This window comes from Chryseobacterium sp. FR048 (assembly GCF_056844665.1).
Window position 1 is genome coordinate 43,327 of sequence record NZ_JBXDSE010000007.1, and the last position, 19,354, is coordinate 62,680.

The window sequence follows — 19,354 nt, forward strand, 5'->3', positions numbered from 1 at the left end:
CAGATTAAAATTAAAAGTTAATAATTGTATTAAAACCAATTACTCTCGTTGAAGGATACTGGGTTTGTGAAGAGATCCCTCTTATGTTACTACCATTAGAAAGACTCGCCTCAGGATCAGTATATCCTCTGTTTTCTTTAGAGAATGAATAGAAAGGATTTCTTGCATAAAGACCAAACTGTAGTCCTTCTATTCCAAAACTTCTTGCAGTATCTCTATTTAATGTATAATTAATTCCTAATTCTCTAACTTTAAACGATCTTGCATCAATAACAAAATTTTCAGCAATACTAGAATAAGTACCTCCATAATAACTAGCCAGACCCGCATAAGCATTTCCTCCGGATTTAATACTTGTATTAGCAACATACTGTCCTGCAGAGTTCATATAAACTGAATTAGGAATTACATATCCTCCCTGAGATCTGTCATATTCTGCAGAATCAACTAAATAACCTCCCCACGCTAAACGATACATGGTATCTGAATAGATTTTGTTACCAGCTCTATAATCCATGGTTGCATATACACTCCAGTTTTTATATTTTAAGTTCGTATTAAGAGTTAAAATATATTTTGGATCTGTCTGCCCAAGATTTACGAATTTATTTGTAGCAAGAGGATTACCTGTCTTCTCATCAATAATAATTCTTCCCTGATCGTCTCTCAAATATCCTGTTCCTTTAATAATAGGGAAAGTTTCTCCTTTAACAGCATAAATACCAACATTTCCAGAGCTATAGATAGCTACCTCATCCTGACCATCTGGTAATTCTAACACTTTTTGTCTTTGGGTATAATAAGAAGCTCTGATATCCCATTTAAAATCTTGTGTTTTTATTGGAACAAGTCCTAGTTCGATTTCAATACCTTTCGATTGAATCTTACCGATATTAATCAATTTACGGCTTATCCCCGATGTACTGGAGGTACTTTGCCACGTAATAAGATCCTTAGTATCTGTCTGGAAGGCATTAACATCCAACAAAATTCTGTCTTTCAAAAAGCCTAATCCTAAATTAAATTCAGTCGACGTAATAAATTGAGGTTTTACATTAAATGCTGTAGGTTGTGAATTTCCAATAAAGCTCAATGGTCCTCCAGCAAATGGGAAACCACTTCCTAAGACTGCAGTATCTTCAATTCCAAAAACACCAACAGGATCGTCTTGTCCTACTCTTGTCCAAGATCCTTTTACAACAAATCTGCTTAAGTCATTCGAAGCTTTTAGCCCGCTAAATGCATTTTTCGCGTTAAATGAAACCCCAACAGAAGGATAAACATATCCAGAGTTACTATTTGCTACATTTTCTGAGTTGATGAATTTGGAACTCCATTCAGATCTAATGGTTGCATTTAATGATAGATAATCCTTATAATTTAAATCTAAATTACCAAAAAATGCATATTTTCTTGCAAGAGTTCTTGCGTTGTTCAGGTTATAAGGTTGTGTAGGAGTAACTACATTCCAGACAGTATATTTACCTGGGATATTTAACCCGGTTCCTCCCGCAGAAGTAATTTTAGAATATGACTCCTGAACGTTGAATCCGGCAAGGAAATTCATTTGCAGATCATTAGTCAGTTCATAATTAAAATCTGCCATCAAATCATTATATAAGAATCTATTAATAGAATTTGATTGAGCATATGAAGCTCCGATAGCAACTAATCCAGCAATTGTAGGTCTTTGTCCAGTACCAGAATAGGCATCTCTCCATGATAGGCCGTCTCCTACAACATATTGACCTGAACCATTGTTTACAATTCTAATATGTTCATTTATTTTATAGGTTAGGTTAAGAGTTCCATTAAAGGTTGTTGTCTTACTTGTTCCACGGTTATGTTTAATATCCCAATAAGGGTTAACCATATACTTAGTCCATGCATAAGCTCTATCATTATTCAATACCCCATCAAATTGACGGATATCAATTTCAGATGGAGCATGTAGGAGATTCGGATAAATATCACCATTTGTAACATTTGTAGAATTGTTGGTTATTGAAGCCATTCCATCTACAATCCATTTATCTTTTTTGAAGCCACCTTTAAATAAGACACTGGTTCTTTTATTGATATCATCTCTTACAATAAATTCTTTCTGCTGATTATTGATCGTCAATGATGCATATGCATCAGAATCACCTGTAGAAACTGTTAAACTGTTATTCAATAAATATCCTGTCTGAAAGAATTGTTTTACATTATCTTTCGCAAGAGGTGCATATTTAAAAAATAACGAAGAAGAAATATCTTGTTGTGGTGTATTTCCATTATCTCCGTTAATCGTAATTACACCATCTCCATTAACATCATACAATGGGATACCAGAAGGCAACATTTGCCCTGCATACTTCGGATCGTCATAAGCAGGTCCCCAACCTCCATTTTCAACATGAATTCTTTGCCCATCCCATCCTTGTCCATATTTTTTTTGTCTATCCGGAACAAATAAAGCATTCTCAAACTCAACCCCACTATTTAAAGTAACTTTAACTCTTTTACTTCCAGAATTACCTTTCTTAGTGGTTACAATGATAGCTCCATTTACCCCATCAGATCCGTATAAAGCCGCACCCTGCATCCCTTTCAGAATTGTTTGGGACTCAATCATATCTGAAGGAAGCTGCGTATAAACACTCACAGATGATTTTACACCATCAATAACAATCAAAGGAGTAGTTGAACCAGTAAGCGTTTTAGAAGTTCTAATTCTAATATCTAAGTTACCATTAACCCCTGAATTTGACTGGCTAATTGTTAATCCGGCAACTTTACCAGTAAGTGCAGCTGCTGCATTCTGGTTATTAGCCTGAGTCAACTCAGCATTATTAACAACAGCAGCGGACGAAGTTTGTTGATCCAACTTTTTCTTAATCCCCATTGCTCCTGTTATCACAACCTCGCCAATTGCGGTTTCTTTTAAAGTATCCTTTTTTGGCTTCGTCTGAGCACCAACCATACCTAGGGAAGATGACAGAACAACAATTAAAACACTTGTAGTTAATTTCTTCATGTTTAATTTGATTATTTTTTTTATTGCCTACAAATATGTGAAACTTTCTTAAAATCAGCAAATAAAAATGTTAATTTCTCATAATTAATACAAAAAGTATCAAAGAAAACCAACTATAAAGCCTTACAAAACAACAAAAAGATGCAAATATTAAAAATCAAAAAACACGGTAAAATTTACAAAAACACAACATAAATAGAACAAAAAGCCTAATAAATCTAATAAAAACACAAAATAATCAAAATCCCGCAAAACCATTTCTTTTAAAATTTCATACTTTTGTATTCTTAAAAAACTTCATGGAGTTAATAAAAAATTGGTCAAATCTTTACATTGAAGCAGGATGTGATGAGGTAGGAAGAGGCTGTTTAAGTGGGCCTGTGGTAGCTGCAGCGGTTATTTTGGATGACGAGTTTAAACAAAACCTGGTCAATGATTCAAAAAAATTAACATTTAAGACCAGAATGGAACTGGACAGCTACATCAAGGATAATGTAAAGAATTACGCTATTGCAGAACTTCCCCCTTCATTCATTGATGAGCACAATATTCTCAATGCAAGTATTCATGCTATGCATCGTGCACTGGATCAATTAACAATAACGCCGGAACTTATTTTAGTGGATGGTAATAAATTTCATCCCTATAATTATATTCCACACCAATGTATCATCAAAGGAGACTCCAAAGTATTATCGATTGCAGCAGCCTCTATTCTTGCGAAAAATTACCGGGATAAGCTTATGATCGAGCTGCACGAAGAACATCCTGAATATGGCTGGAATACGAATTTCGGCTATGCTACAAAAAAACATCAGGAAGCCCTTATAAAATACGGACCTACCAAACATCACAGACAATCGTTCAGACTGAAATATGACTAAAGAAATATAATCAATCATTCGATTTATACCTCTCTATTCAACCTTTAAGTCCTATCATCAATAAAAAAAGAGAAGCAACCAATGCTTCTCTTTTTTATTATCAATGAAATGAATTATTTCTTTTTATTTCTTTGCTGCTCCTGAGATTGTTGTTGCTCCTGAGCTTTCTCCATCATCTCTCTCATTCTCTTCTGGAACTTACCTTCTGTTTTTGGTTTCTCCTTATTAGACTGAATCTGAGCATGAATTTTCTTTTCATCCAAAATCCAGTATTTAATCACAAGAATGATCAGAATGTTAATTGCATTGGATACGAAATAGTACCAAGAAAGACCTGATGCGGAAGTATTCAGGAAGAATAAGAATGTAATCGGGAAGATATACATTAATACTTTCATATTTGGCATTCCCTCCTGCTGTGGCTGCTGCATATTTCCTGAAGTCATTACAGTATATATAAGGATTACCACAGTACAAGCCAATGCAAAAATACTTAAGTGATCTCCTAAGAAAGGAACTTTGAATGGTAATTTGATCAGATCATCATACGCAGTCAGATCTTTTGCAAACCAGAACCCTTGCCCTCTCAGATCAATAAAGTTCGGGAAGAAACGGAATAGTGCATAGAAGATCGGGATCTGAACCAATGCAGGTAAACATCCGGCCATCTGATTCACTCCGGCCTTTCTGTATACTTCCATGGTAGCCTGCTGCTTCTTCATCGGATCTGCATCCTTAAATTTAGCATTAACCTCATCAATTTCCGGACGGATCACCTTCATCATCGCACTCAGCTTATGCTGCTTATACATAATTGGTGAAAGGATCAGCTTTACAATGATTGTCATTACAAAGATCACCCATCCTGCAGATAATCCCCAGCTTGCAATAATACTATACAACCACATGAAGAAATAACGGTTCATCGCTCCGATAAACGACCATCCTAATGGAAGAATTTCATCAAAGTTTTTATCGTATGACTTCAGCAATGGTAAATCCAATGGCATGAAATACCATGTAAAATCCTGATTCAGCTCGCTACCTGTCATCTGAACAAAACCTTCATAGTTTAATTTTTTCAGATATTCTCCTTCTTCTACATTCTCCTGATTTCCTTTGCTTTGAGTAAACCCATTCTTAGCCTCGATTACTGAAGTGAAAAACTGTTGCTTCACACCAATCCAGTTAAGGGTTTCTTTTTCTTCCTCCATGGTCGTTCTTCCATCATAATCATAATCTTTATAATTATTGAACGCATAAGAGAATTCTGAGTGAGACTGCTCCTGAGCTCTTCCTTTTTCAAGGTTTCTCACATTATAATCCCAGATGAAATCTGCTTTGTTGTCAGAAGTTATTTTAGAAAGTCCCTGAGTTCTTACTTTAAAATCAAGGGTATATTTTGGAAGTAAAGTATAGATAAACTGAATCACAGCTCCGTTATAGTCAGCAGTTAATGTCACTGCGTTCCCATTCACGCTTGGTGAGAAAACTAAATCTTTAGTATTGATTACCTTTCCTGTTTTATCCTTAAACTGGAATCCGTATTTTGAATTGTTTTTATTGATCAGGTAAAGGGGCTGATCTGCATTATCCGTTGTGTGGTTATATGCTTTATACTTTAAAAGTTCTACTTTGGAAACCTGTCCTCCTAAGCTTGAAAATTCCAGTTTCAATTCATTATTTCCAAGACTTGCTGTCTGAATCGCACCAGGAGTTACATTTGGATTGATATTGCTTGCCTGAGTTTGTTTTACAGCATTTTTTACCTGTTCAGTTTTCTGCTGCTGAGCTTTCAGCTCCTCTTCTTTCGCCTGTTTGTTCTGGAAATAGAACATAAAACCAAAGAGAACCAGACATAAAACCGCAAAACTAATCATTTGCCTCTTATCGATTCCGTTGTTTTGTTGCATTTTATTTTTATTATAATTAAAATTTCCTATTTTTTCATTTCTACAGGGCTATAAGAAAACTGATAGATCTGTAGCAATTTTGAGCTGACAAAAATACTGTTTTTTTATCAAAACTCTATACTATAATGCATTAGTATATAATAAACTCAGGCTGAGAAAAATCAACCTGAGTTTATATATAAACGTTTATGATAAAAATTTACCTTATTTCTTTTCGCAAGCTTTAATGAAAGCTCTGAATAGAGGATGTGGTGTGGCTACCGTACTCTTATATTCCGGGTGATACTGAACCCCTACATAGAACGGGTGATCAGGAAGCTCAAGAGCTTCTACCAATCCTGTTTCAGGATTAGTTCCTGTAGCAAGGAAACCGTTCTTTTCAAATTCCTGAAGGTACTCACTGTTGAATTCATAACGGTGACGGTGTCTTTCAGAAATATTTTTGCTTCCGTAGATGTCATAAAGCTTAGAACCGTTCTTCAAAGCACATTTCCATGCTCCAAGACGCATCGTTCCTCCTTTATCGATTACATTTTTTTGCTCTTCCATTAAAGAAATTACAGGATCCGGAGTCGCTGTATCAAATTCCATTGAATTGGCCTTTGTATGTCCTAAAACATTTCTTGCAAATTCAATCGTCATAATCTGCATTCCTAAACAGATTCCCAACATCGGAATTTTATTTTCTCTTGCATATTTTGCAGTAAGAACTTTTCCTTCAATCCCTCTGTCTCCGAAACCTGGAGCTACAAGGATACCATTCACTCCTTTCAGCGTATCTTTAATGTTTTCTTCGGTAATATCACCGCTGTATACCCATCTTACTTTTACTTCAGTTTCAAGGTCAGCACCTGCATGTTTGAAAGCTTCAGCAATTGAAATATAGGAATCCTGAAGGGAAACATATTTTCCTACCAGTGCAATCTCAACTGTTTTCTTAGGGTTCTGGAATTTCTTAAGGAAACTTTTCCAGTCTTTAAGATCAGCATCTTTATCGCTCTTCAGATCCAGTTCCTTCAATACTACATCGTCAAAATTCTGCTTCTGGAGATACATCGGAACCTCATAGATTGTTTCCAAATCTTTACATTCGATAACATTATCTAAAGGAACGTTACAGAATTGAGCCAGTTTTGCTCTCTGATCTTTTGGAATTTTATGCTCTGTTCTGCAAACCAATACATCAGCCATAATTCCGCTTTCCATAAGCTGGCGAACAGAATGCTGAGATGGTTTTGTTTTTAATTCTCCACTTGAAGCCAGGTAAGGCAATAGTGTCAGGTGAATTACCATAGAATTGCTCTCTCCTAACTCCCACTTCAACTGACGTACAGTTTCAATGTAAGGTAAAGATTCAATATCCCCAACAGTTCCTCCGATCTCAGTAATAATGATGTCGTAGTTCTGTTTTGAAAGGATCTTAATTCTACGTTTGATTTCGTTAGTAATATGAGGAATTACCTGCACTGTTTTTCCAAGGAAGTCTCCTTTTCTTTCTTTTTCGATAACAGTCTGGTAGATTTTCCCTGTCGTAACGTTGTTGTTTTGGGATGTAGGAGCATCAAGGTAACGCTCGTAGTGACCTAAATCCAGATCCGTCTCCGCACCATCTTCAGTCACATAACACTCTCCGTGTTCATAAGGATTCAAAGTTCCCGGGTCGATATTGATATAAGGATCAAGTTTTTGGATCGTTACGTTAAAACCGCGTGATTTTAGCAATAGTCCCAGAGAAGCAGAAACGATTCCTTTTCCCAAAGATGAAGTTACACCTCCTGTCACAAAGATGTATTTTGTATTCTTTTTACTCATTAGATTAGGTTTGTGCAAAGTTATGGGAAAAAGAAACACAAAGCAATTTTTTACATTTTGAAAATACAAAAACACCCTTCAAACAATTATAAAACCTGATTAAAAATTTTATCTATATTTGGTATAGACAAATGAAACAAAGCAATAACCATCATGATTTCGGTATATAAACTAAAGCCAAAATTTCAGCAGCTGCTCACTCCTGTCTTATTATTTTTTAATAAGAATAATATTACGGCCAATCAGATTACGGTCGGCTCAATCCTATTATCTGTTGCCATTGGCGTATTATTCTGGAATGCTGATATTTCGAAATGGTTCTTTTTAAGCCTTCCTATCGGACTATTGATACGAATGGCTTTAAATGCACTGGACGGAATGATGGCCCGAAGATTCAACCAAACCAGTAAACTTGGAGAAGTACTGAATGAAGTAGGTGATATTATTTCTGACGTCATTATATTTTTTCCTTTGTTGAAGTTTCAGCCGGAAAGTCTATATCTGATCGTTATCCTGATCGTTCTAAGTGTGATCAACGAATTTGCGGGACTGATGGGAAAAGTTGTCGGAAAAGAGCGACGTTATGACGGTCCTATGGGAAAAAGTGATCGTGCACTTATTTTGGGTCTGTATGGATTATTAATTTTTTTTGGAGTTAATATCACTTCCGTTTCAGAATATATTTTCGGAATCATCATTATTTTATTGCTGATCAGTACCTATACCCGACTTAAGAAATCACTGAATGAAGCCTAAAGAAAATAAATTTGCAGACGTTCCTTTAAGGGTAAAAACATGGATCTATATCATTATCGTTTTTGCTCTCGGCATTTCACATCCGTTTGCCATGGCCATTTTTGTTTCTTGGATTGGACTACAGTCGTTTTTTGAATTTTCAAAAATGTTTCAACTTCCTTCCAATCTTGTTTTCCCATCCATATTCATTGGTATTTCACAATTTTATCTGCTATACTATTTAAATATTGAAAACTACTTTTTATACAGTTCTCTTCTTGGGGTATTGGTCTTAGGTTACTTTTTATTATTAAAATCATCATCAAAACAATTGTTTAGAATTTTCATAGCCCTACTCGTCTGTCTTTTTTCTTTTCCCCATTTGTATTGGATAAGAACTTCCGTTAATGGCCTTAATGCTATTATATTTGTTGTGGTGGTGACAGAGCTGAACGATGTATTTCAGTATCTGATGGGCAAATTCTTTGGCAAACGTAAAATCACACCTCAGATAAGTCCCAATAAAACATTGGAAGGCCTCATTGGTGGAGTTTTCCTGACGGTTATTTTAAGTAATATCTTAGGATTTTTCCTGCTTAAGACAGACTTTCTAATCAATAGTATCCTGGGAATAGGTTTGGGCATCTCTGGTTTTTTTGGAGATATTTTCATGTCTTATCTCAAAAGGAAAACGAATGTAAAAGATACCGGAAATCTTCTTCCTGGACATGGCGGGTTATTGGACAGAGTGGATAGTCTGGTTTTCAATGCGCCTTTGTTTTTCTGGATTTTAACCCTTCTGATAAAAAATTAACACCATGAATGAACAATTTAAAAGGGCTGTTATTTTCTCAGGAGGCGGAACAAGATTAATGATTTACCTCGGTATTTTTGCAGCTTTAGAAAAACTGAATTTAAAACCTGATATTCTCATCGCTTCCTGTGGTGGTTCATTTGCTGCAACATTGATCAATGCTTTCCCAGATCACCTTTCCCGGAAAGAATACATGAAATCTGAAGAATATTATCAGTTTGTCACTCACACAAAATTGACCAGGCATAAAAAATTGTCTGAAATAGGACTTTTCTCCCTAAAAAAAATATTTGAAAAAAGAAAAGCTCCTGTTATTGAAGATATTTTCAATCGGTATATTGTTGAAATGCCTCAGGATCTCTCTGACTGCTTTCCTTCTCTGAAAAATACAGAATTTTCCAAAGAAATTCCCACTATGATCATAGGCTCTGAGCTTTTATTTGAACCTCAGGAATCCGGACAGAGCAGAAATGAAAAAAAATTATTCCGCAAAACGATTTTCACTGATCCGGAAACGGCTCAACGAATAAGTTATGAATACCTCGCTACTTCTTCTGACAGCTTTAAAAACAGTGCTGTCGAAAAAGCATCAAAAATCATAACAGCATTTTCTATGCTCGAAAGTACACGGGCCTCTATTTCAGATATGTTTTATGTACAGCCGATGCTTCTCCACAATCAATATTATATGGGTGGAGTGATCGACCTTGTCCCGATTGAACTGGCCAGGCTCCTTTCCGAAAAAGTGATTTCAGAAAAAAAACAGCCTTATACCCTCGTGGAAGAAGCCCTTATCCGTTCTGTATTTGGGTTCAGTGCCAATGAAAGACTGTTGGAAACCGAAAATATACTGTCAGATTTTCAGATTGATACTACCAGCATCAAAAAGAAACTGAAGGGACATTATTTAGAAAAGGGGATCAACTGGAAAAAGCTTGAACTTGATTTTTCTTTTCCAAAAACCTACCAGCAGTTTGTACAGGATATGGAAATGCAGTGGCAGTATGGTTTTGATCAGACGGTGAAATGCGTGAAGGGAAAGTTGTAATTTTTTTAGATACAAACATCTTTAGAAACCTGTACAATCTGTGAGAAAATAAAAATAGAAGACATCCGTAGCAAAAATACCCTTATCTTCACTTTTAAAATTTATTTTTACATCCAATTGAAAATCATCACATCTTCATGAATGTTTTTATTGCAGGCGGCACTTCAGGGATTGGCTATTCTTTGGCCACACATTATCTTGAAAAAGGATACCATGTAGGAATCTGCGGAAGAGCCCCGAAAAAAGTTCCAAACAATAGTTTCAAAAATCTGGAAATTTTTCAGGCTGATGTCTGTGATATGAACTCAATAGGATCTGTTTTGGAAGCCTTTCTTGTGGATAAAAAAGAGCTTGATATTTTCATCAACTGTGCAGGAAGTTATGCTGAAGATGTAGCAGGAAGAATTTCATATGATGAAGCCGAAGAAATGCTGCAAACCAATATTCTGGGTACTGCCAATTGCTTTGAAGTGGCCAGAAGAGCAATGAAAAGTCAGCGAAAAGGAAATATAGCCGTCATTGCTTCCGTTTCAGGAATACTGGAATATGAAAACTCAAGTCTTTATACCAAAACAAAACGTTCTGTGATTCAGATTGCAGATGCTTATCGAAGAGCATTGAAACCTTTCGGAATTTCTGTAACGACTATTGCTCCGGGCTATATAGATACTGAAAAGCTGAGAGTACTCAACGGAAATGATTTAAGCAAAAAACCTTTCCTTACAGACGTGGAGACCGCCACCAGTCTTATTTCCGAAGCTATTGAAAAAGAAGAAAAAATAATTATTTTCCCTGTAAAAATGAAGTGGATGATGAAATCTTTAGCCCTCCTTCCCTCTTCATTATTAAACAGGATCATGTTCAGAAAGGCCAAATGGATGAAAAACGACTGACAATACAACAAAAGATCTACGCATTTCTTCTTTGTACCATTGTATTTGCAGTGGTTTACAATGGTTCTGCCCTATATCTTTCAACTCTGGCAGAAGTTCCTTCATTTGTTTTTTGCTTTGAAAAGTACATTCCTTTCATTCCGTGGACCATCATTCCGTATATGACAAGCGGACTATTTTTCTGTCTTGTATTTTTTTGTTGTACACATAAAGAACAACTTAAAGTTTTAACACAGAGAATGCTTTTTGTAACGATCATTGCCGGGATAGGGTTTGTTTTATTTCCTTTAAAATTCTCTCTGCCCAAACCCGAAACTGGAAATATTTTTTTCGGATATTCTTTTCAGTTTTTAAAAACATTTGACTCCCCTTTCAACCAGGCTCCATCACTCCATATTGCCTATGCTTTTATTTTCTGGTCAGTTTTCAGAAATTTAAAAAAAGGCAGAAATCTTTTAATGGTCTGGCTCATTCTTTTAGGTATTTCTACACTGACAACTTATCAACATCATTGTATTGATATAATAACCGGAAGTATTCTTGCTCACCTCAGTTTTGTCATCTTCCCTTATAGAAAAAATGATTTTCTGTACAGAAACTTTCAGGTGGCCAATATCTATTTTCTCTCCGGATGGATTCTGATTCTGGCAGCATTATTACTGAATGAATTTTCGGGAAATGCCGGGCTGTTTTTATGGTGGCCAGCTCTGATGAATCTCTTTATCGGGCTTCATTATCAAAGGAACAATATCTATTTTTTAAAAGACCAAAACGGAAATATTCCATGGTTCAAAAAAGTATTGTACGCACCTTATCTGCTAATATATTGGGTATTCTGGAAATTCTTCAGAAAAAACAAAATCCCTGTAGAAATTCTCCCCGGTCTTTATATTTCATCCAGGCCTGATGCTGAAGATATGAAAAATTTTGGAAATATTGATTCCCTAAAAGTGTATGATCTGTCTGCAGAAATGGAAGAAATCTCCATGATAAAAGAAAAGTTGAATTATCATTCTGTCTCTTTTCTGGACATAGGTTCTTTTGAAACTGACACCACAAAAAAACTGGTTGCTGATATTAGTGAAAGCTACAAAGCGCTTCCTGAAGAAGGAAAAATCCTGATCCATTGCACCATGGGATTTACAAGAAGTTCAGTCATCGGGATTTTGGTGATGAAAAATATTCTATCTTTACCTTTAGACGAAGCAATAAACACCATGAAAACCATCAATAAGAATATGGTCATCCATTCTTATCTACAGGATTTTCTGAAAAAATTTTAATTTATGAACAGCGGACATTTTAAGAGTTTTGACAATAATGAGATTTTCTATCGAGAATGGAACTACCAGCCCCATCAGAAAAGCATCATCATGATCCATCGGGGACATGAGCATTCTGAGAGACTGAATGATATTGCCCAATCTTCACAGTTTTCAAAATATAATATCTTCGCCTTTGATCTTAGAGGGCACGGTTATACCAAAACTCCTACCTCATCTGTCTTCATGGATTATGTAAGAGATCTTGATGCATTTTCCAGGTTTCTTTCTTCACAATACGATGTGAATATTTCAGACATTTTCGTGGTGGCTAACAGTATCGGCGGTGTGGTGGCTTCTGCCTGGGCTCATGATTTTGCTCCCCGGATTGCCGGAATGGCATTACTGGCACCAGCCTTTAAAATCAACCTCATCGTTCCTCTGGCCAATGAGATGATTACCCTCGGAACCAAACTTAAAAAAGGGCTGATCATCAAGAGCTATGTGAAATCTAAAATGCTGACTCATGATCCGGAACAACAAAAAGCTTATGATACAGATCCGCTGATCTCTCGTTCTATAGATGCAGAACTTCTTATTGATCTCGCAAAAGCAGGAAAACGCCTTGTAGAAGATGCAGAAGCTGTAGATACACCAACACTGATTCTGGCTGCAGAAAAAGATCATGTGGTTTTCAATAAAGAACAGAAAATCTTCCATGATAAACTTGATACGGATCTGAAAAAGTATGAAGTTCTACCAGGCTTTTTTCATGGAATCTTATTTGATACCGGAAAAGAAAAAGTTTATGATAAAATTGTGGAATTTGCAGAAGAATGTTTCAATAAAGCAGCCAAGCAGCCCACTCTTTCTCCTGACCGTTTTTCAGTAAAAGAATATGAAGATCTACAGAACAATGTAGGGAACAACCTAAACTTTAAGTTACAGAAATTCTCGCTCGGGAAAATTGGAAAACTAAGTAATGGGATGGCCATCGGATTAAAATATGGATTTGACTCCGGTGCCTCATTGGATTACGTTTACCAAAACCAGCCAAAAGGAAAGCTAGGCTTTGGAAAAATGATGGATAAAAATTACCTCAATGCCATTGGCTGGAAGGGAATCCGTATCAGAAAACAACATCTGCTTCAGCTTCTGGAACATAATATTCAGGTATTGAAAGAGCAAGGCAGAAAAATCAAGATCCTGGATATTGCCGGCGGAACCGGAAATTATTTATTTGACATCAAAGAAAAATATCCTGATGCTGAAATTGTGATCAATGAGTTTGTCAAGTCAAATATTGAAATCGGAGAAAAAGTGATTCAGAAAAAAGGATACCAGCACATCCGCTTCACCAATTTCGATTGCTTTGATCCTGAAACTTATAAAAAATTGAATTTTGAGCCTAATATTACCATTGTATCCGGAATCCTGGAATTGTTTGGAGATAATGAAATGGCCAGCAGAGCAATTCGTGGTATTGCATCAGTCTCTGAAAAGAATGCACATCTTGTCTACACCGGACAGCCGTGGCACCCACAACTCCAGATGATCGCCTATGTTCTGAATAACCATCAGAATAAAGACTGGATCATGAGACGACGTTCCCAGAAAGAGCTGGATAGGATCATGGCTTTCAATTCTGTGCAGAAAGAAAACATGCTGATCGATGATTTCGGAATTTTCACAGTTTCTTCGGGGAAAATAAATATTGAAATCTAATTAAAGCTAATTGCCACGAATAAAATAGTGTGTAAAAAATTTATTACCGTAAAAAGAGAAGAGCCTTTTGTACATTTAATAAGATATAATTTACATATGTCTTAAAATACGCGAATAAAAAAATTCGTGCATTCGTGGCAAAAAAATAAGACGGGTTTTTGATATTTAAATTCATTTAAGTCCCGGAAGAAAAATGCTTTTTTTTTATAACTTCGCGGTATGGCAAAACTGAAAACAGCATATTTCTGTCAAAACTGCGGAACTCAATACCCTCAATGGCTGGGACAATGCAAAAACTGCGGCGAGTGGAATACTCTCGTAGAAGAAGTAGTGGAAAAACCCTCTCATAAAACCCCTCCATTTTCAAAAAGCAAGCAACACGTCATCAATATTGTTGAAGTGGAAACCAGTGAGGAACCGAGAATAAAAACACCTTCCGAGGAACTGAACCGTGTTCTGGGAGGCGGTATTGTTCTGGGATCTGTCACCCTGATCGGTGGGGAACCTGGAATTGGAAAATCTACCCTTCTCCTTCAACTTGCATTGAAGATGAAGAAAAAAATCTTTTATGTTTCCGGAGAGGAAAGTGCTTCTCAGATCAAAATGAGAGCCGACAGACTGACGGATATTCAGAACCCGAACTGTTTTCTCTTTACTGAAACTTCACTGGAAAAAATTCTTCACGAAGCTAAAAAACTGGAACCGGATTTTGTGATTATCGACTCTATCCAGACGCTTCAATCCCAACTTATAGAAAGTTCTCCGGGAACGGTTTCTCAGATCAGAGAATGCTCCAATGAGATCATCAAGTATGCTAAAGAGAACAACACTCCGGTATTTCTGGTGGGACACATTACCAAAGACGGGCAAATTGCAGGTCCTAAGGTATTGGAACACATGGTGGATGTCGTTTTAAATTTTGATGGGGACCGCAATCACCTTTTCAGATTGCTGAGAGCCAATAAAAACCGTTTCGGTTCTACTTCTGAAATTGGAATTTATGAAATGATCTCCCAGGGTTTGAAGGAAATTAAAAACCCTTCTGAAATTCTGATCACCAAGAAATTTGAAGAACTTTCCGGAAATTCTGTAGCGGTAACACTGGAAGGAAACCGTCCGATGCTTCTGGAAATTCAGGCATTGGTAAGTACAGCGGTTTACGGTACACCTCAGAGAAGCTGCACCGGTTTTGATTCTAAAAGACTGAATATGCTACTAGCTGTATTGGAAAAAAGAGCTGGTTTTCAATTGGGAGCTAAAGATGTCTTCCTCAATATCACCGGAGGGATAAAGACAGATGACCCGGCTCTGGATCTGGCGGTCATAGCCTCTGTTCTTTCCTCCAATGAAGACATTGCCATTTCGGAGCACTATTGTTTTGCCGGAGAGATTGGTCTGAGTGGAGAGATCCGCCCCGTTGCCCAGATCGAACAGAGAATTACCGAGGCTGAAAAACTTGGATACGAAAAGATATTTGTCTCCAATCTTAATAAAATCCCAAAGAGAAAATTCGGAATCAAGATTGAAGAAGTGAGCAAGATTGAAGATTTCCATGAAAGACTTTTTTAAAGCAGAAAAAGGAGTCTGGGTAGAAACATTGAGTAATGATCAAACTTTGTATAAAAATTTTTATATTCGTTTATGAATTATCTGGCCCATTCTTACCTCACGTTTACTGACGGACAAATTGTCGGCCAGTTTTTGGAAGATTTTATCCGAAACAAAGACCGCTTTTCTTTTCCCAAAGATATTCAGGACGGTATTACGCTGCACAGGGCTATCGATACGTTCACAGACTCCCACCCCGCCATTCATGAAGCAAAAAAAGCATTTGCTCCATTGGTAAGACTCTATGCCGGGGCATTTGTAGATGTTGCTATGGATTATTTTGTTGCTAATGATCTTTCTTTACACTCCCTTACAGAATGGAAAGCTCATTCTCTCAAAGTCTACAGTGTTTTGAATGCCAACGAAAAATGGCTGCCTGAACATTTCAAAAAAATGCTGGTAAAAATGGAACATGACGACTGGCTTTACAATTACCGTGAAGACTGGGGCATTAAATTCAGCATTCAAAATGTACTCAATAAGGCAAAATATCTGGATAAAGACATTCCTGTTTTTGAAGCTTTCCTGAATAATAAGGATCTTTTACAGCAATGTTACAATGACTTTTTCCCGGATCTGATTGCACATGCCCAAGGTATCAACACTACTTTACAATTGGAAGACTAGTGTCAAATCAAAAAAAAACACTTATCCGGTAAAAGATAAGTGTACTATAAAATTGTGTTATTAGAATTTTTTATACCTGAATATACTATAGAAAAGTCTTTGGGGAACACCTTCCTATTGATGTTTTTATAAAATCGTATTAATCACCGATCCTGAATACCAAAAGCTGCGTTGAAGTCGCAGTCAGAGTCATCCCTGTACCTGTACAGTTTCCGGATTGACCTCTTCCCAGACGAATCGGCCAGGTTCTTCCGGCAGGAACTGTAGTAGAATATGTAATAGTTCCCCCATGATTTGATAAAATTCCTGAATTATGGTATGCTGTACTATGAATTCTTTGAGTACCCGAAACTCCTGTTGGAAAATCAACAATATATGAACTGTTTCTACATTTATCAGCCTCTACCGTAGTTCCATTATCATTGTTATGTATTGCTTCATATACAAAAGTTATCTGATAGGTTCCGGCTGGAAATGTAATGGTACTGGTTCCCGCATTATAACTCATCCCTGAGATTGAATTTTTTATGACAGACATTGGAACAACTGATGAACTTCCCGCCGCTACTCCATTAAGGAAATCCGCCTGAGCTACATCCAATCTGAAAAGAGCAGGGTTTGGAATGGATAATGCTCCAAGCGTACCAATGGTTTTCACCACACCATTAGCATCCAAAACCATAAGAGGATCTGTAGTGGTATTTCCTACAGTAGTCCCCTGTAAACGTAGAGGATCTGTTCCGTTTACGTGAAGTCTGTTTGTAGGTGCTGCAGTTCCCAACCCTACCCTGTCATTAGCCGCATCTACAGAAAGTGTAGTTCCATCTACAGAAAAAGCATTAACCACTGATCCATCAAAAGCAAGAGTATTTGCGCCTTGGGTCACAGTACGATTTCCTGTTAAAGTTCCATCATTATTATAAATATTAACAGAACTTGCAGCTGGAATGGCTTTCCAGGTTCCTACTCCGGCAGCATCAGAAGTAAGTACATATCCGTTGGCCTGATTTCCATCTACAATCTTTACAGCAGGCACTGGAGTAGCAGGAGTTCCTGTTGAATGTACATCTAATTTTGTGGTGGGAAGAACGGTCCCTATTCCTACATTTCCTGAAGACTTTATGGTCATTCTTGCCGCATAGTCTGTTGCATTTCTTGTGAAGACCTGTAATCCTGCATAGTTATTGGTCACATCCCGGTCTATTCCTATAATGGATGCTCCTGTAACCCCTGCAGGGTTGGTAGAAGGGATAAACTCAATTCCCCCAAACAAAGGGTTTGTCACATTATTATTATACAAGGTAATATTTCTTGGAGTTCCCTGGGCACAGGGTGCGCCACAGTTATCAATTCCGGCAGATAAAACATCCGTTACAGTTCCTGCTACAGGATTTAATATGGATAAAAAGCTTGCAGGAGCAGCGGTACCTATCCCCACCCTTCTGTTAAGGGCATCTACTGAAAAATTATTACCATTCACAGAAAAAGCATTAACGGCATTCGCTGTAAATGCCAGAGTATTGCTTCCCTGCGTTACCGTTCTGTTTCCTGTAAGTGTACCATTGGCATTATAAATATTGGTCTCGGTAATATTATTGGGGTTATGAAGTTTGACCCATACGGATCCGTTATAATAGTAATAACCTACGGCATCAATATTAACTGCATTTCCCGCTTGTGATCCATTACCCACTCCATTCACATAAATCAAGGTGGAAGTGGGAATTCCTGTCATACTTTGTGCTCTCAGCCTATCTACACGGGTTATTAAAAGACCATCTACCGCATTAGAGGTACCTGTTGGGTCTTTGGCAGTGATATCCAATGTTGCCGTTGGGTTGGATGTATTAATCCCTACCTGAGCGAAAGTAAGCCCACTAAAAGCGAGCAGTACTAATGTAAAGTTCTTTTTTTTCATTTTCATATTAAGTTATTTAAAATTTGGGATGATTTTTAGTTTCCTTTGACAAAACATATAGTAACTCAATGCTTTTATCAAGCAAAAAGACCATGAAATTATATCAAATTTTCAGAAGATTGAACCGGATCGGTTTCAACCTTAGAAAAATGGTGATTGGTAAATAGAATACAGAATAAATTTATCATACATTATATTATCAATAATTTAGTTATTAAAATTTAAAAATATATCAATTACTCATTAATTAATTTTCAGAAGCAAAACAAAAAATATATCAAACAAAAACATCAAAATAATGCAAAATATTCAATAAATATAATTAAAACATTTAAAATAAAATTAAAAAAAATGTTAATAATTTAAATTTAATCTCTTATCAATATCTTAACAAATCAAAATTAATCAATATAAAGTGATTTACAGTTATATAATTTCTACCTTTTTGAACACAACAATAAAAAAAGCAAAAACTAATAGTTTTTGCTTTTTTGTACTCGTAAACAGTATAATGTTTTGTTTTTAAAATATTTTATAAGTGTATCTATTGGGATAGGATAATTTTTCGCTCTTTCTTTCTCCATTGACAATGATATGGACAATATTGATCTGATCATCAAACAGATTATACAGAAAGCTTACTGCAGCTTCTACTTTTTTAGGTTTTGCTACAGCTTCTGATTCCAGAAAAATATTTACAGATTCATGATCTTCCTCGTAACCCACATAATTTATTTTTAAAAATTTATTGTCTGCCTTCAGCTTCAGATATTCTGCACAATACTTTTGTAAAGCCTCATTAAGCCTCACTTTGTATTTATCATCATTGAAGTGAAAAGACCCACCATATTTTTTGCTCAAACCATCCTCCAAATCATCTAAAAAGAATCTCCCGGTTACTTCAAAAGTGGTAGATTTTGAATTATAATTGATTTCTACAGAGCCTACATGATAAGGATGAACCGCTTCAACGCTTATAAAACTTTGAAATACAAGCATTAAAGACAAAAGAAATCCAAAAAAAAGTCTGCCAGACATTGATTCTATTTTTGTGACAAATATAAAAAAAGCAGCAGTTATAAAACCGCTGCTTGCA

At 36.3% G+C, this 19,354-nt stretch carries 14 protein-coding genes; 9 read left to right on the forward strand and 5 right to left on the reverse strand.

Annotated elements, in window-relative coordinates; translation table 11 throughout:
* Positions 1-10: 10 nt before the first annotated feature.
* On the reverse strand, positions 11-3,019 hold the full coding sequence (locus tag AC106K_RS18925) for a TonB-dependent receptor domain-containing protein (RefSeq protein WP_482447014.1): 3,009 nt from the start codon (positions 3,017-3,019) through the stop codon (positions 11-13).
* Between the two features lie 299 nt (positions 3,020-3,318).
* On the opposite strand from AC106K_RS18925, the gene AC106K_RS18930 reads away from it, so the two are divergent.
* Positions 3,319-3,903 (forward strand): ribonuclease HII, encoded by a 585-nt coding sequence (locus AC106K_RS18930; protein WP_482447015.1) that lies wholly within the window; start codon positions 3,319-3,321, stop codon positions 3,901-3,903.
* Positions 3,904-4,016: 113 nt separating this feature from the next.
* Here the strand turns inward: AC106K_RS18930 and yidC are convergent, their stop codons facing one another.
* Together yidC and AC106K_RS18940 are read right to left on the reverse strand one after the other, a co-directional pair.
* Positions 4,017-5,816 (reverse strand): membrane protein insertase YidC, encoded by a 1,800-nt coding sequence (yidC, locus tag AC106K_RS18935; RefSeq protein WP_482447016.1) that lies wholly within the window; start codon positions 5,814-5,816, stop codon positions 4,017-4,019.
* A 204-nt stretch (positions 5,817-6,020) separates the two neighbouring features.
* Positions 6,021-7,628: a CTP synthase gene (locus tag AC106K_RS18940; protein ID WP_185290483.1), complete on the reverse strand. Its 1,608-nt coding sequence runs from the start codon at positions 7,626-7,628 to the stop codon at positions 6,021-6,023.
* Positions 7,629-7,781: 153 nt separating this feature from the next.
* On the opposite strand from AC106K_RS18940, the gene AC106K_RS18945 reads away from it, so the two are divergent.
* From AC106K_RS18945 to AC106K_RS18980, 8 genes are all read left to right on the forward strand, one after another.
* Positions 7,782-8,384, forward strand: coding sequence for a CDP-alcohol phosphatidyltransferase family protein (locus AC106K_RS18945; protein WP_482447017.1), 603 nt, complete (start codon positions 7,782-7,784; stop codon positions 8,382-8,384).
* Positions 8,374-9,177 (forward strand): phosphatidate cytidylyltransferase, encoded by an 804-nt coding sequence (locus AC106K_RS18950; RefSeq protein ID WP_482447018.1) that lies wholly within the window; start codon positions 8,374-8,376, stop codon positions 9,175-9,177. Before AC106K_RS18945 ends, AC106K_RS18950 begins: the two co-directional genes overlap by 11 nt.
* A gap of 4 nt (positions 9,178-9,181) precedes the next feature.
* Complete coding sequence (locus tag AC106K_RS18955; protein ID WP_482447019.1) at positions 9,182-10,225, forward strand: patatin-like phospholipase family protein; 1,044 nt, start codon at positions 9,182-9,184, stop codon at positions 10,223-10,225.
* 137 nt (positions 10,226-10,362) lie between these two features.
* Positions 10,363-11,118: an SDR family NAD(P)-dependent oxidoreductase gene (locus AC106K_RS18960; RefSeq protein WP_482447020.1), complete on the forward strand. Its 756-nt coding sequence runs from the start codon at positions 10,363-10,365 to the stop codon at positions 11,116-11,118.
* Complete coding sequence (locus tag AC106K_RS18965; RefSeq protein WP_482447021.1) at positions 11,100-12,401, forward strand: phosphatase PAP2/dual specificity phosphatase family protein; 1,302 nt, start codon at positions 11,100-11,102, stop codon at positions 12,399-12,401. Before AC106K_RS18960 ends, AC106K_RS18965 begins: the two co-directional genes overlap by 19 nt.
* Positions 12,402-12,404: 3 nt before the next feature.
* Positions 12,405-14,105 (forward strand): bifunctional alpha/beta hydrolase/class I SAM-dependent methyltransferase, encoded by a 1,701-nt coding sequence (locus AC106K_RS18970; RefSeq protein ID WP_482447022.1) that lies wholly within the window; start codon positions 12,405-12,407, stop codon positions 14,103-14,105.
* Positions 14,106-14,324: 219 nt separating this feature from the next.
* Entirely contained in the window at positions 14,325-15,674 is a 1,350-nt protein-coding gene (gene radA / locus AC106K_RS18975) for a DNA repair protein RadA (RefSeq protein WP_482447023.1), read from the forward strand.
* A 72-nt stretch (positions 15,675-15,746) separates the two neighbouring features.
* A complete protein-coding gene (locus tag AC106K_RS18980) occupies positions 15,747-16,340 on the forward strand; it encodes an acyl carrier protein phosphodiesterase (RefSeq protein WP_482447024.1) in 594 nt (197 codons plus the stop codon).
* 139 nt (positions 16,341-16,479) lie between these two features.
* Here AC106K_RS18980 and AC106K_RS18985 read toward each other — a convergent pair whose 3' ends face one another.
* On the reverse strand, positions 16,480-18,264 hold the full coding sequence (locus AC106K_RS18985; protein WP_482447025.1) for a hypothetical protein: 1,785 nt from the start codon (positions 18,262-18,264) through the stop codon (positions 16,480-16,482).
* A 516-nt stretch (positions 18,265-18,780) separates the two neighbouring features.
* On the reverse strand, positions 18,781-19,296 hold the full coding sequence (locus tag AC106K_RS18990; protein WP_482447026.1) for a DUF6702 family protein: 516 nt from the start codon (positions 19,294-19,296) through the stop codon (positions 18,781-18,783).
* Between the last annotated feature and the right edge of the window lie 58 nt (positions 19,297-19,354).